This is a genomic window from Sphingomonas caeni, assembly GCF_026013415.1.
GTDB lineage: Bacteria > Pseudomonadota > Alphaproteobacteria > Sphingomonadales > Sphingomonadaceae > Sphingomonas > Sphingomonas caeni.
Map to the genome: position 1 here is coordinate 645,802 of NZ_JAPDOK010000001.1, position 13,326 is coordinate 659,127.

The window sequence follows — 13,326 nt, forward strand, 5'->3', positions numbered from 1 at the left end:
GATCAGCGCGCCACTTCGAGCTTCAGGATCGCGCCGTCGAAGTTGCACAGCCGCACCTGCACGCCCTCGTGCAGCGGCCCGCCGCGCGCCGCGATCCGGCGGAAGCCCCATAGCTGGCGTGGCGTATAGGCGAAGTGCGTGCCGTTCAGGTCGAACGCCTCATAGCCCCGCTCGAACGGCTGCGGGCGGAAGTTGCGGACCTTGCCCTCCATCACGGTGCAATTCCCCGCCAGCAGCGCCTTGCGCGAGAGGATCGCTGCGCCGATCGGCCCGCTTGCCAGGAAGGTGAGGACCAGCACGATGAAGGGGAAGACGATCCGCGCCACCGTGCGGCTGGGGCCCTGCCATGGCTGCTGGCCCGGAATGCGATGGTCGCCATAGATTGCCGGACCGGCGGTCGCGACGAACAGGGCACCCATCAGCAGCGACAGCCATTCGCGCGTCATCGCGCTCCAGCTGGCGGCGTCGAACACGGTCACATAGTGCATGTCCGCCGCCTCTCGCCGCCCTACTCCGCCTCGCGCACCAGCAATTTGTCGATCTTGCGCTCGTCCATGTCGACGATCTCGAAGCGCCAGCCCTGTTCGGTGAAACTCTCGCCCTCGACCGGCAGCTTCTTGAGCACCGCCAGCGCGAGCCCCGCAACGGTCGCATAGTCGCGGTCCTCGGGCAGGTCGATGCCGATCCGCTCGGCGAGCGAATCCGCCGCCATCTGGCCCGAGACGAGCAGCGATCCGTCCTCGCGCACCACCACATTGGGATTCTCGCCGGGCACCGCGTCCGACGCCAGCTCGCCAGCGATCGCCGCGAGCAGGTTGGCGGGGGTCACGATCCCTTCGAAATGGCCATATTCGTCATGGACGAGCCCCATCGGCACTTCCGCCCGGCGCAGCGCCCCAAGGGCGTCCATCGCATCGACCGTATCGGGCAGGATCGGCGCCTCGCGCATCAGCTTGCGCAGGTCGAGCGCCTCGCCGCGGAACAGCGCCCCGACGATATCGCGCGCCTGTACCACGCCGATGACGGCGTCGATCGATCCCTCGCCCACCGGCAGCCGCGTGTGCGGCGTCGCCAGCAGCGCCTTGCGGATCCCGGCATCGTCGAGCCCGACATCGACCCAGTCGCAATCGGTGCGCGGCGTCATCACCTCGCGCACCGGCCGGTCCGCCAGCCGCACCACGCTCGAGATGATCGAGCGCTCATGCTCCTCGATCACCCCGGATCGCGTGGCCTCGGCGACGATCAGGTGGAGCTCCTCGGCGGTAACGCGATTTTCCGATTCGCGGTTGAGCCCGATCAGGCGGAAGATCAGCCCGCTGCTCTGGTCGAGCAGCCATACGATCGGCGCGGTTATCCGGCTGAGCCACAGCATCGGTACGGCCATCGCCACCGCGATCGGCTCGGGCGAGCGCAGCGCGAACTGCTTGGGCACCAGCTCGCCCACCACAAGGCTGGCGAAGGTGGTGATGCCGATCACCAGCACCAGGCTCACGGTCTGCGCGGTTTCCGCGCTCAGCCCCAGCAGCTCGATCCGCTTGGCCACCGGCTCGCCCAGGCTGGCGCCCGAATAGGCACCCGCGATGATGCCGATCAGCGTGATGCCGATCTGGACGGTCGAGAGGAACTTGCCCGGGTCCGCCGCCAGCGCGATCGCGGTGCGCGCGCCATGCTTGCCGACCCGCGCCAGCGCCTCGAGCCGCGCGGGGCGCGCCGAGACGATCGCCAGCTCGGACATCGAGAAGACGCCGTTGAGCGCGATCAGGGCGAGGATGATCGCGACGTCGATCCAGGGGAAGGGTGGGACCATGGGCTGGGTCCTCATACAGCGGGTTCCCCGTGGTTCACAACAGGCTGCGGCATCAAACGACCCGCAACCGGAACAAGCGCTAGCCGCGGTCTGTTTGACCGTGCCTAAGGAGATTATCATGAACCGCTATCCGCCCCTGATCGCCCTCACCGCGCTGACGCTGCTCACCAGCGCGTGCGTCACCGATCCCAACACCGGCGAACGCCGCGTCTCGCGGGCCGCGATCGGCGGGATTGGCGGAGCGCTTGGCGGCTATCTGGTCGGCGATATCGTCGGCGGCCGGAACGATCGGACCGAAAAGCTGATCGGGGCCGGCATTGGGGGGCTCGCGGGCGTCGCCGTCGGTTCGTATATGGACCGGCAGGAGCAGGATCTGCGCCGCCGCACGGCCGGAACCGACATCCAGGTGATCCGCAACGGCGACGAGCTGATCCTGCGCATGCCCTCCAGCATCACCTTCGCGACCGACAGTGCGGCGATCGACCCGCGCTACGCCCCCACGCTCGATCAGGTGGCGATGGTGCTACGCGACTATGAACAGACCTATGTCGATGTCTACGGCCACACCGATTCGCGCGGATCGGACGACTATAACCAGTCCCTTTCGGAGCGTCGCGCGGCCTCGGTCGCGGACTATCTCGCGGCGCGCGGCGTTCGCAGCGTCAGGCTCGGCACGCGCGGCTTCGGCGAGACCCAACCGGTCGCCAGCAACGAAACCGACGCCGGCCGCGCCGCCAACCGGCGCGTCGAGATCAAGCTCGTGCCGATTCGCCGCGACTGATCAGCCGCGCCGGTCCCTGAAGAAGTCCCGCAGCAGCCCCGCTGCCTCGCCTTCGCCGATGCCGGAATAGATTTCGGGCCTGTGGTGGCAGGTCGGCTGGGCGAAGAAGCGAGGGCCATGCTCGATCGCGCCGCCCTTGGGATCGCTCGCGCCATAATAGAGCCGCGCGATCCGGGCGTGCGCGATCGCGCCTGCGCACATCGCGCAGGGCTCGAGCGTCACCCACAGGTCGCAATCCTCGAGCCGTTCGCGCCCGAGCAGCGCCGCGCCCTCGCGGATCACCCGCATCTCGGCATGCGCGGTCGGATCGGCGAGCCCGCGCGGCGCGTTCCCCGCCGCCACGATCACCCGTCCGCCCTGCACGAGCACCGCCCCTACCGGCACCTCGCCCGCTTGCGCAGCGCCACGGGCGGCCTCCAGCGCGGCGCGCATCGGTTCGGGGAGCGGGAACATGGGTGGGGGTCTAGGATGGATCGACATTTAGTCCAGACCGAGTCGAAAATGGTGGTTTTGCGTGACCCGGAGCGCAGCGTGCTAAAGGCACGTGAGCACCGGAAGCGCGCGGAACCGCCATTTGCAGGCCGGTATGGGCTGAATGGCGATCCATCCTAGCCCGCCGCGCCCCTCAGCACCACCCACAAGGCATAGGCCATGCCCGGCACGAAGCCGAGCAACGTCAGTCCACAGGCAATGGCGAACGCGCGCGAACCGCCGCGGGCGAGATACACGCCCAGCGGCGGCAACAGGATCGCCGCGGCTATCTGCCCCGGCGACCCGACCATCCTATTTCTTCGCGGCCGGCGTCGCCCCCGGCGCCGGCTTCACTTCGACCGTCGGCAGCGTGACGACGGTGTTCTTCATCTCGACCGTGGGCGTCACGACGGTGACGTTGGTGGTACCGGTCTCGACCGTCCCGGTCTGGACCGTCGGCAGCTTGCCGCCATCCATCTTGAATTCGAACGACGGCATCTGGCCCGCCTTCCAGTCGATCTTCAGCATGCCGAGCGAGATCAACACCACGGCGGCCAGCACCAGCAGGCCCAAAAGCACCAGGATTCCACGCATCGTTTCAGCTCCCCTATTGATTCCGTCTGCGTAATAACGCGCCATTCACCATGCGAGTTGCACGCGCACAAGCGGAATAACGGGCGAATCGGTTGACGCCCCGTCCCATAACGGTTATCGGCGCGGCCTTTCCGGCTCCGGCCAAACTCAGGATTTACAGCAATGTCGCGCATTTGCGAGCTGACCGGCAAGGGCCGGCAGGTGGGCCACAATGTTTCCCACGCCAACAACAAGACCAAGCGGACCTTCCTGCCCAACCTGCAGAATGTCACGCTGATCTCGGACGCGCTGGGCAAGAGCGTCAAGCTGCGCGTCTCGACGCACGGCCTGCGTTCGGTCGAGCATGTCGGCGGCCTCGACAATTGGCTGCTCAAGACGAGCGACGAGGATCTGTCGCTGCGCTGCCGCCGCCTGAAGCGCGACGTGCGCAAGGCGAACGCCGGAACCGCCGCAGCCGCCTGAAGGCGATTCGCGGCAAGGCTGACGGCCCGTTCTCCACCCGGAGAGCGGGCCGTTCGCGTTTTCCAGCAGCCGACCCCATCCCCGTTCGCCCTGAGCTTGTCGAAGGGCTGCTCTTCTTCATTCCCATGGCCGGAAAAGAAAGACAGGGCTTCGACGAGCTCAGCGCGAACGGGGTTAGAAGGGAATCAATCCAGCCGGAACTTGAGCAGCAGCGACTGCTCCCACCACTCCCGGTTGTCATCCGACGCGATCCACACGATCGTCGCCCCGCCCTCCCGCGTCACCGCCAGCGCCTCGAAATTGTCGCGGATCAGGGGCGCCTCGAAGGTCGCGATCTCGCGTCCCTCCACGAACGCGCCCGGCCGAACCGCGCCGCGGCCGATGATCACCAGCTTGGCGGTAAACAGCGCCGGCGGGAGGCCGAGTGCGCGGTGGAGGATCAGCAGCCGCCCGTCGGGCAGCTCGGCCATGTCGGTCGGATCGTATCCCGGGGGCGGGCGATAGGCGAAACGCTGGATCTCCGTCTTCGGATCGGTCGGATCGCCGCGGAACAGCAATGCCTCGCGCGCCGAGCGGGTCTTGTCGTCGATCGGGCGCATCACCTCGCTGATCACGATGAAATTGCCGTTCGCGAGGCGCACCATCGCCTCGGGCCCGCCATTGGCCGCCCAGCGCACCATCGGCAGCGGCGCCAGATGCGCCTGGGCCTTGCCCGAAGCATCGTAGCGCCAGATCTCGTTCGATTGCTCGAACCCGACCCAGAAGCGGCCTGTCTTCGGGTCCGCCGTCATCGATTCGCTGTCGCGGTCGCCCTTGAGCCAGCCGGTACCGGGCCCGTCCGCGAGCTCGGCAAAGGCGGGAGCGCGGACCCGGAACCCCGCATCCATGTCGAACCGCACGAGATGCCCGCCGTCGCTGAGCAAGGTGAAGCGGTTGCCCTCGATCCGCATCGAGGAAAAGCCGCCGAACGCGGGCGCCGGGCTGCGCAGCCGCACCCCGCCCAGATAGGTCAGCGACCCGATTTTCACCCGCGCGGGATCGCCCGGATCGATCGCCACAGGGGTCGCGCTCATCTCCGCCGCCCCTCGAAAATGCTCCGCGGGCTCCTCTCCCGAATAGGAGGGCGCGGCGAAGAGAATCAGCAGGGCGGAGAGCAGCAGGCGCCGGGACATCGCGCCGACCATAGCCGCTGCCGCGCGCCGCGATAGCCGCCCCCGCAAAGATGAACGCCGGATAACCACATCGTTCAGCGAGCGATCAATGGAACCGCTTTATGGTTATCCACGTTGTAGGCGTAAGAAATACCCTCGGGTTGCGTATCGAGGGGCTAAGGGCCGGTCCCCCCGCGGGACCGGCCCTTTTCGCGTCTTGGGGTCATATCCCATGGTGCGCATTGTCGAACAGCCACGTCCCGGCCCAGGCGGCGAGCAGCAGCACCGCAATCGCAGCCGAACACCAACCCTGCCGCCGCCACAATCTGACACCGAGCCAGCCCAGGTTCGCGAGTATGAACAACGCTGCAATTGGCGCCGCGAAGACAATCCAACCGAATGCGGCACCCCCGCTCGCACCCGGAATATCCGCCACCTCGGGCTCGATCCAAAAACGCGAAGCGCTGGTCAGGAAGGCGGCAATGCCGAACGCATTGGCCGCGATCCATCGCAGCGGAAAATCCCTGACGCGCATCCCGCCCCCTTCGTTGCTGGATGGCATAGCGGGGCGATGCGCAGGGCGTGTGGAGAAACCGTTCCTTATTGGCAGAGCGGCGGTCAATACATATGCTGCCCACCGTTGATCGACAGCGTCGAGCCGGTCACGAACCCGCCCTCTTCCGAGCAGAGAAAGGTTACCCCACGCGCGATCTCGCTCGCCTGGCCGAGCCGCCCCACCGGAATCTTCGCCACGATCTTCTCGAGCACCTCGGGCGGCACTGCGGCGACCATATCGGTGTCGATATAGCCCGGCGCGATCGCGTTGACCGTCACCCCGGCCCGGGCGCCTTCCTGCGCCAGCGCCTTGGTGAAGCCATGGATGCCCGATTTGGCCGCGGCATAGTTGACCTGGCCATATTGGCCCGCCTGCCCGTTGATCGAGCCGATATTGACGATCCGCCCCCATTTCCGGTTGCGCATCCCCGGGAAGGTCGCGTGCGCCATGTTGAAGCAGCCGCCCAGATTGATGCGGATCACATCCTCCCACATCTCGCGGGTCATCTTCAGGATGGTGCCGTCGCGGGTGATGCCGGCATTGTTGACCAGGATATCGACCGGCCCCAGCTCGGCCTCGACCTGTGCCACGCCCGCCGCGCACGCGTCGAAATCGCCGACGTCCCAGGCATAGGCCTTGATGCCCGTCGCCGCGGTGAAGGCGGCCGCCTTTTCGGCATTGCCGGCATAGTTTGCGGCGACAGTGACGCCCTGCTCCTTGAGCGCGAGGCTGATCGCCTCCCCGATTCCGCGGGTTCCGCCCGTCACGATCGCTACGCGTGCCATTGCATCATCTCCTGTTCTTGTTGCCCCGACGCTAGGAAGTAGCCGCCCAGCCCGCAAGTTCCCGTCCGATTATATTGCGCAGCATTTCCATGCCCGGTTCGCTTGCATTCAGGCAAGGCAGATAGGCGAAATCGGTTCCGCCCGCGGCGAGGAACTGTTCGCGTCCGCGGATCGCCAGCTCCTCCAGTGTCTCCAGGCAGTCGGCCGAAAAGCCGGGCGCGACCACCGCGACCTTCTTCACCCCCTCCGCCGCCAGCCGGGCGAGCGTGATGTCGGTCGCGGGCTCCAGCCATTTCGCGCGCCCGAAGCGCGACTGGAACGCCGCCGTCAGCGGCCTCCCCAGCGCCTCGGACAGCATCCGCGCGGTCTTCTGGCAGTGACAATGATAGGGATCGCCCAGCTCGAGCGTCCGCTGCGGCATGCCGTGGAAGCTCGCGACGATGGCTTCCGGCTCGAAATCGAGCGCAGCGAGGCTGGCCTCCACCGACGCTTTGAGCGCGCCGATATAGGCGGGATCGTCATGATAGGGCGGCAGCGTCCGCACCGCCGGCTGCCAGCGCATCGCCGCGAGCACCGCGAACGCCGCATCGTTCGCGGTCGCGGTCGTCGCCGAACAATATTGCGGATAGAGCGGCGCGATCAGGATGCGGTCGCATCCCGCCGCCTTCATCGCCGCCAGCCGTTCGCCGATCGACGGGTTACCATAGCGCATCGCCCAATCGACGACGACCTCTCCCCAAAGATCGGCGGCGCCGAGCGCCTCGGCCTGCGCCCGCGTGATCGCGGCGAGCGGCGATCCCTGCTCGGTCCACACCTGCGAATAGGCATGCGCGGACTTTCGCGGCCGCGTGTTGAGGATGATCCCCCGCAGGACCGGTTGCCAGACGAGCGGCGGGATCTCCACCACCCGCCGGTCCGACAGAAACTCGGCCAGATAACGCCGTACCGCCGCGCTCGTCGGCGCATCGGGCGTACCGAGATTGACGAGCAGCACGCCGATCCGGCCATGCTGCACGTCAGGATGCCCCGCCGGCCTCACTCCACTTCCGAAAGCAAGGGCAGCCGCCGGAAGCGCACGCCCGTCGCCGCCTGGAGCGCATTGGCGATCGCCGGCGCCACCGCGGGCACGCCCAGTTCGCCCACCCCGCCCGGATCGGATTCGCTGCGGATCAGCTCGACCGTGATGTCGGGCGAATCGGCCAGGGTCGGCAGCTTGAGCGCGTCGATCGTCCGCACCTCGGCGGCATTGTCGGCAAAGCCGGTCGAGCAGCCGACCGCCGCCGCCATGCCGAAGATCAGCCCGCCCTCGATCTGCTGCGTGACGAGGTCCGGGTTCACCACCCGCCCGACATCCGCCGCCGCGACCAGCCGCTCGACCTTGATCTTGCGCCCCGCCAGCCGCGCCTCGGCCATCACCGCGATATAGCTTCCATTGAAGGCATGGCAGGCGATCCCCTGCCCGCTCCCCGGCTCGCCGCCCTGCCAACCACCCAGCTGGGTCACCGTCTGGAGGCAGCGCGCGAGCCGCGGGTTGTTGCCCAGCATCGCCATGCGGAACGGCAGCGCATCGAGGCCCGCGACATGCGCCAGCTCGTCGATGAAGCTTTCGGTGAAGAAGGCGGTGTAGCTGTGCGCCCCCGACCGCCAATGCCCGAACTGGAGCCCCAGATCGGCGACATGATGGTCGATCGCGTAATGGGGGATGGCATAGGCCGGCACCGCGCCCGCCACCGCCGAAGCGTCGCCCGCGCCCGGCAGCGCCAGCCCCGCCGCAACCAGCGGATCGCCCCCCATCAGCCGCTCGGCGAGCGCGCGCCCCGTCGCCGGCGCGGCGATCTTGGCGAGCCAGCCCGCCACGCTCGCCGGCTCTCCCAGCCGCGCGGTCAGCCGCGCGGCGGCGGCGGCGCGATAGCGGTCGTGCCGGAAATCCTCGGTCCGCGACCAGGTGAGCTGCACCGGGCGCCCGACCTGCCTGGCGATCACAGCGACCTGCCCGGCGACGTCATTTTCGAGCTTCGCGCCGAACGATCCGCCCGCCATCATCGAATGGACGGTGACGCGCTCCTCGCCCAGTCCGATCGCGCGCGCCGCGGCGGCACGGGCAAGGCCCGGCGCCTGGGTCGGCATCCACAGGCTCAACCGGCCATTCTCGTACGACGCAGTCGCGGTCATCGGCTCGAGCGCGGCGTGGAGCGCGACGCCAACGCGATATTCTGCGCTCACCACCTTGGCGCCCTTGAAGGTCGCCGCCAGGTCGCCCGCGCTGGCGATCCGCGCGCCATCGCCGTCGAGCGCCTTGGTGAGCGCCTCCTCGATCGTGTCGCTGGTGACGACTTCCTTGGGGATCAGGAAGCGCGGCCGCATCGCGTCGAGCGCGCGGTCCGCCGTCCACCAACTATCCGCGACCGCGGCGATCCATTTCTCGCCACTCACCACCGCGCGCATGCCGGGCAGCTTCTTCGCCGCCGCCTCATCGGCCCTGACCAGCCGCGTCTCGCCGAGCGGCCCCTGCCGGATCGAGGCATGGACCATATTCTCGAGCCTTATATCGGCCGCGTAATTGGCGCTGCCATCGACCTTGCCCGGCACGTCGAGCCGCGGCACGGCCTGTCCCGCCAGCCGGTTCGCCTCTTCGCCCCTGAGCGGCACCGTCTCGGGCAGCTCCTCGTCCGCCGCCAACGCCGCGATCTCGCCGAAGCCTATCCGCTGGCTGCCGTGCACCACCGTGCCGTCGATCGTCCCGCTCGACTGCCAGTCGATCCCCCATTTCCGCGCCGCCGCCTTGCACAGCATCACCCGCGCCGCCGCACCGGCCTGGCGCAGCTCGCCTTCGAAGTTGCGGATCGACGAGGAACTGGCGGTGAGCACCAGCGCGGTCCGTGCCGCATGGGTGCGCTGGAGCTGGTCGGACAAGCTGCCGAGCGCGACCTCGAACAGCTCCGAGGCGCCCAGCGGATTGGCGTAGAGCGGGTTGAGCGGCGCCGGCTCGACCCCCACCATCTTCCAGTCCGCGCCCAATTCGTCCGCGATGATCTGCGCAAAGGCGGTGAACACGCCCTGCCCCAGCTCGGCCTGCGGCACCGCGACGGTCACATGCCCGTCGGTGCCGATCTTGAGCCAGGCGCCGAAGATCGTCTCGCCCGCCTCGGCGGTGAGATTGGGCAGATAGGTGCGCGGCCATACTGCCCAGGCGACCAGCAGCCCCAGCCCCGCGCCGCCCCCGATCAGCAAGGTCCGCCGGCTCGGCCCGGTCTTCAGCAGCGCATGGATATCGTCCGCCATCGGGGCTGCTGTATCGTGCCGAAACCAGCGACGCCAGATACCCTTTCCTGCCCTCGCCTCCAGAAAGGGGGGAGTGGAGAATGGGACCTTGGGTTTGCCGCACAACCGCATTAGGAAGGCGACACACCACCGCCCCGGGGGACCCCGTTACCGTGCTTATCGAAACCCTCGCCGCCGCCGGATCGCATCTTCGCTTCGCCGATATCGGCCTCAATCCGGTCGCGCTCGATCTCGGCTTCTTCCAGATCAAATGGTATTCGCTGGCCTATATCGTCGGCATCCTGATCGGCTGGTGGTATCTGCTGAGGCTGCTCGCCCAGCCCGGCGCGCCGATGTCGCGGCGCCATGCCGACGATCTGGTCTTCTATGCGACGCTCGGCGTGATCGTCGGCGGGCGGCTGGGCTATGTGATCTTCTACCAGCCCGAAATGCTGCTCTCGCCGCTGCAGGTGCTCAAGCTGTGGGACGGCGGCATGTCGTTCCATGGCGGCGTGATGGGCGTGACGCTCGCGATCCTGTGGCTGGCGCGGCAGCACAAGCTCAACTGGCTGCGCGTGCATGATTATGTTGCCTGCGTCGCGCCGTTCGGCCTGTTCTTCGGCCGGCTGGCGAACTTCGTGAACGGCGAGCTGTGGGGCAGGAAGACCGACGTCGCCTGGGGCATCGTCTTCAACAACACGGTCCCCGCCGGCATGGCCGAGCCTGCGCGCCACCCGAGCCAGCTCTACGAGGCGGGGCTCGAGGGAATCCTGCTGTTCGCGATCCTCTGGTTCCTCTTCTGGCGGACCGATGCGCGCTACTATCCAGGCCGGCTCGTCGGTACCTTCCTGCTCGGTTACGGGTCCTTCCGCTATTTTGTCGAATTCTTCCGCGAGGCGGACGGCCAGTATCTCGACAATGCGATCCTCGGCACGCCCGGGCTGCACATGGGCCAGTTGCTGTGCCTGCCGATGATCGCCGGTGGCCTCTATCTGATCGCGACCGCGAAGAAGCGCCGCGAGCGCGTCGAGCCGGTCGCGGGCGGCGAGAGCGTCGCCTGAACCAGTGACCGACGACCATCCCCTCTCCGCCACGCCAAAGGAGCGGGCGGAGAATGCCGCCGAACCGCTGCTCCCCGAACGTCTCGCCCGCGCGATCACGCTGGGCGGGCCGATCCCGCTGTCGCAGTTCATGGGCGCCGCCAACGCGCATTATTACGCCACCCGCGATCCGCTGGGCGCGCGCGGCGATTTCACCACCGCGCCCGAGGTCAGCCAGATGTTCGGCGAGCTGATCGGGCTGGCGCTGGCCGATCTTTGGGACCGCGCGGGGCGGCCGGCATCGCGCTATGTCGAGCTGGGTCCCGGCCGCGGCACGCTCGCCGCCGATGCCTTGCGGGCAATGGCCAAGGCCGGGCTCGACCCCCCGGTCCATTTCGTCGAGACCAGCCCGATCCTCCGCGCCGTCCAGGCCGAGGCGGTGCCCAACGCCGAATGGAGCCTCGACCTGTTCGGGGTCGAGGACGACCTGCCTTTGCTCGTCGTCGCGAACGAGTTCTTCGACGCCCTGCCGATCCGGCAATTGGTCAAGACGGACATGGGATGGCGCGAGCGGCTGGTCGCCTGCCAGGACACGCTATTCCTGCCCGTGGTCGGCGACCGCGGTTTCGACCAGATCATTCCCGGGGGCCTGCGCGAGGCCGATCCCGGATCGATCCTCGAAACCTCGCCCGCCGGGGTCGCGATCCTGCGCGCGCTCGCCGCGCGGCTGCTCGCCCAGGGCGGCGCGGCGCTGATCATCGACTATGGCTATCAGGGGCCCGCGATCGGCGACACGCTCCAGGCGGTGCGCGGGCATGCCTATGCCAACCCGTTCGACGAGCCCGGCGAGGCGGATCTCACCGCGCATGTCGATTTCGGCACGATCCGCGAAGCCGCCGAGATCGAGGGCCTGACCGTCCACGGACCGGTCACGCAAGGCGAATTCCTCACCGCGCTCGGCATCGATCAGCGTGCCGCGGCGCTGGCAAAGGCGTCGCCCGAACGCGCCGACGCGCTCGCCGCCGACCGCGACCGGCTGGTCGGCGACGAGATGATGGGCGAGCTGTTCAAGGTCATCGCCCTGACGGCCCCCGGCTGGCCGGTGCCGGCGGGGTTCGCATGATCAGCTATCGCGACGCCGTCCCCGCCGATGGGCCCGAGCTCGATGCGATGGCGCAGAAGATCTGGCTCGAGACCTTCGAGCATTCGGCCCCGCCCGAAAATATCGCCGCCTATCTCGCGCACGCCTATGGCCCCCACGGGCCCCTGATCCGCGAACTCGGCGATCCGGAAAGGCGCACCCACCTCGCCTTGGATGAGGGCCGGATCGTCGGCTACACCAAGCTGATCCCGCCCTGGCTCCCCGACGCCGAGCCCGGCGCGCGCCAGCTCAGCCAGATCTATGTCGCATCCAGCCATCATGGCCTGGGGATCGCGCAGGTGCTGATGGACTGGACCATCGCCGCCGCGCGCGCTGCCGGCGCTTCCGCGCTCCTCCTCACCGTCTGGGAGAATAACCACCGCGCCCGCCGCTTCTACGACCGGCTCGGCTTCGTCCATATCGGCGATTACGGCTTCCCGGTGGGCGATCAGATCGACACCGATCATATCATGCGGCTCGCCCTGTGAACGACGGCGCGAGCGTCGAAACCATCCAGGCCAGGGCGCTCGAAGGCGTCGCGCACGGCTTTCTCGGCCGCCGCGGCGGCGTTTCACAGGGGGTGGTCGAGGGCCTCAATGTCGGCATCGGCACGCGGGACGATCCTGAAGCCGTCGCCGAGAATCGCCGCCGCGCGGCCGACGCCGTCCTCCCCGGCACTCGCCTCGTCACCCTCTACCAGGTCCATTCGGCCGACGCCGTCGCCGTCGTCGAGCCTTGGGATGACCGGCTGCGCCCCCGCGCCGACGCGCTGGTCACCGCCACCCCAGGCCTCGCGCTCGGCATCCTCACCGCCGACTGCGCCCCCGTCCTCTTCGCCGACCGCGAGGCGGGCGTGATCGGCGCCGCGCATGCCGGCTGGAAGGGCGCGCTCGGCGGGGTCACCGATTCGACCCTCTCGCTGATGGAGACGCTCGGCGCCCGGCGCGACCGCGTCGCCGCCGCGATCGGCCCGTGCATCGCCCGCGCCAGCTATGAGGTGGACGACGGTTTCCTCGCCCGCTTCGCCGAGGCCGATCCGGCGAACGAACGCTTCTTCGCCGCGGGGAAGCCGGGCCATCACCAGTTCGACCTCGAAGCCTATGTCGCGCACCGCCTCGCCGCGGCCGGCCTCACCCGGATCGAAATGCTCGGGCTCGACACTTATGCGGCGCCTGCGCGTTTCTTCAGCTTCCGCCGCGCCACCCATCTGGGCGAGCCGGACTATGGGCGCCAGATTTCGATCATTGGTATCAATTGAAACTTTATTGCGCGTGTCT

The 13,326-nt window shown here is 68.3% G+C and carries 16 protein-coding genes; 6 read left to right on the plus strand and 10 right to left on the minus strand.

The features are described 5' to 3' along the window. Positions 1 to 2 precede the first annotated feature (2 nt). Entirely contained in the window at positions 3 to 488 is a 486-nt protein-coding gene (locus tag OF829_RS03460) for a hypothetical protein (RefSeq protein ID WP_264938552.1), read from the minus strand. A 20-nt stretch (positions 489 to 508) separates the two neighbouring features. Then, positions 509 to 1,807 carry a hemolysin family protein gene (locus OF829_RS03465; protein WP_264938553.1) on the minus strand — a complete coding sequence of 433 codons (1,299 nt, stop codon included), beginning with the start codon at positions 1,805 to 1,807 and terminating at the stop codon, positions 509 to 511. A gap of 118 nt (positions 1,808 to 1,925) precedes the next feature. Between OF829_RS03465 and OF829_RS03470 the strand changes: the two genes are divergently transcribed. Continuing rightward, positions 1,926 to 2,588 carry an OmpA family protein gene (locus OF829_RS03470; RefSeq protein ID WP_264938554.1) on the plus strand — a complete coding sequence of 221 codons (663 nt, stop codon included), beginning with the start codon at positions 1,926 to 1,928 and terminating at the stop codon, positions 2,586 to 2,588. Here the strand turns inward: OF829_RS03470 and OF829_RS03475 are convergent, their stop codons facing one another. The 3 genes from OF829_RS03475 to OF829_RS03485 form a co-directional block, all read right to left on the minus strand. Further along, positions 2,589 to 3,020 (minus strand): nucleoside deaminase, encoded by a 432-nt coding sequence (locus OF829_RS03475; RefSeq protein WP_264938798.1) that lies wholly within the window; start codon positions 3,018 to 3,020, stop codon positions 2,589 to 2,591. Between the two features lie 176 nt (positions 3,021 to 3,196). After that, a complete protein-coding gene (locus OF829_RS03480) occupies positions 3,197 to 3,370 on the minus strand; it encodes a YqaE/Pmp3 family membrane protein (RefSeq protein WP_264938555.1) in 174 nt (57 codons plus the stop codon). A gap of 1 nt (position 3,371) precedes the next feature. After that, on the minus strand, positions 3,372 to 3,653 hold the full coding sequence (locus tag OF829_RS03485; RefSeq protein ID WP_264938556.1) for a hypothetical protein: 282 nt from the start codon (positions 3,651 to 3,653) through the stop codon (positions 3,372 to 3,374). A gap of 162 nt (positions 3,654 to 3,815) precedes the next feature. Between OF829_RS03485 and rpmB the strand changes: the two genes are divergently transcribed. Then, entirely contained in the window at positions 3,816 to 4,115 is a 300-nt protein-coding gene (gene rpmB / locus OF829_RS03490; protein ID WP_264938557.1) for a 50S ribosomal protein L28, read from the plus strand. A gap of 185 nt (positions 4,116 to 4,300) precedes the next feature. On the opposite strand, the gene OF829_RS03495 is transcribed toward rpmB, so the two are convergent. The 5 genes from OF829_RS03495 to OF829_RS03515 form a co-directional block, all read right to left on the minus strand. Further along, positions 4,301 to 5,287, minus strand: a complete 987-nt coding sequence (locus OF829_RS03495) for an esterase-like activity of phytase family protein (RefSeq protein ID WP_264938558.1) — start codon at positions 5,285 to 5,287, stop codon at positions 4,301 to 4,303. A gap of 202 nt (positions 5,288 to 5,489) precedes the next feature. Then, on the minus strand, positions 5,490 to 5,801 hold the full coding sequence (locus OF829_RS03500; protein ID WP_264938559.1) for a hypothetical protein: 312 nt from the start codon (positions 5,799 to 5,801) through the stop codon (positions 5,490 to 5,492). A gap of 83 nt (positions 5,802 to 5,884) precedes the next feature. After that, entirely contained in the window at positions 5,885 to 6,607 is a 723-nt protein-coding gene (phbB, locus tag OF829_RS03505; protein ID WP_264938560.1) for an acetoacetyl-CoA reductase, read from the minus strand. A gap of 31 nt (positions 6,608 to 6,638) precedes the next feature. Continuing rightward, entirely contained in the window at positions 6,639 to 7,646 is a 1,008-nt protein-coding gene (gene hemH / locus OF829_RS03510) for a ferrochelatase (RefSeq protein ID WP_264938561.1), read from the minus strand. Further along, a complete protein-coding gene (locus OF829_RS03515) occupies positions 7,643 to 9,889 on the minus strand; it encodes a xanthine dehydrogenase family protein molybdopterin-binding subunit (RefSeq protein WP_264938562.1) in 2,247 nt (748 codons plus the stop codon). The genes hemH and OF829_RS03515 overlap by 4 nt, the downstream gene beginning before the upstream one ends. A gap of 152 nt (positions 9,890 to 10,041) precedes the next feature. Between OF829_RS03515 and lgt the strand changes: the two genes are divergently transcribed. Genes lgt through pgeF form a run of 4 tightly spaced genes read left to right on the plus strand, consistent with a single transcriptional unit; the run spans position 10,042 to position 13,307 of the window. Continuing rightward, positions 10,042 to 10,929 (plus strand): prolipoprotein diacylglyceryl transferase, encoded by an 888-nt coding sequence (gene lgt / locus OF829_RS03520; RefSeq protein WP_264938563.1) that lies wholly within the window; start codon positions 10,042 to 10,044, stop codon positions 10,927 to 10,929. Between the two features lie 4 nt (positions 10,930 to 10,933). Next, a complete protein-coding gene (locus OF829_RS03525) occupies positions 10,934 to 12,031 on the plus strand; it encodes a class I SAM-dependent methyltransferase (RefSeq protein WP_406701393.1) in 1,098 nt (365 codons plus the stop codon). Continuing rightward, positions 12,028 to 12,537 (plus strand): GNAT family N-acetyltransferase, encoded by a 510-nt coding sequence (locus OF829_RS03530; RefSeq protein WP_264938564.1) that lies wholly within the window; start codon positions 12,028 to 12,030, stop codon positions 12,535 to 12,537. Before OF829_RS03525 ends, OF829_RS03530 begins: the two co-directional genes overlap by 4 nt. Next, positions 12,534 to 13,307 carry a peptidoglycan editing factor PgeF gene (gene pgeF / locus OF829_RS03535; protein WP_264938565.1) on the plus strand — a complete coding sequence of 258 codons (774 nt, stop codon included), beginning with the start codon at positions 12,534 to 12,536 and terminating at the stop codon, positions 13,305 to 13,307. The genes OF829_RS03530 and pgeF overlap by 4 nt, the downstream gene beginning before the upstream one ends. Positions 13,308 to 13,326 lie beyond the last annotated feature (19 nt).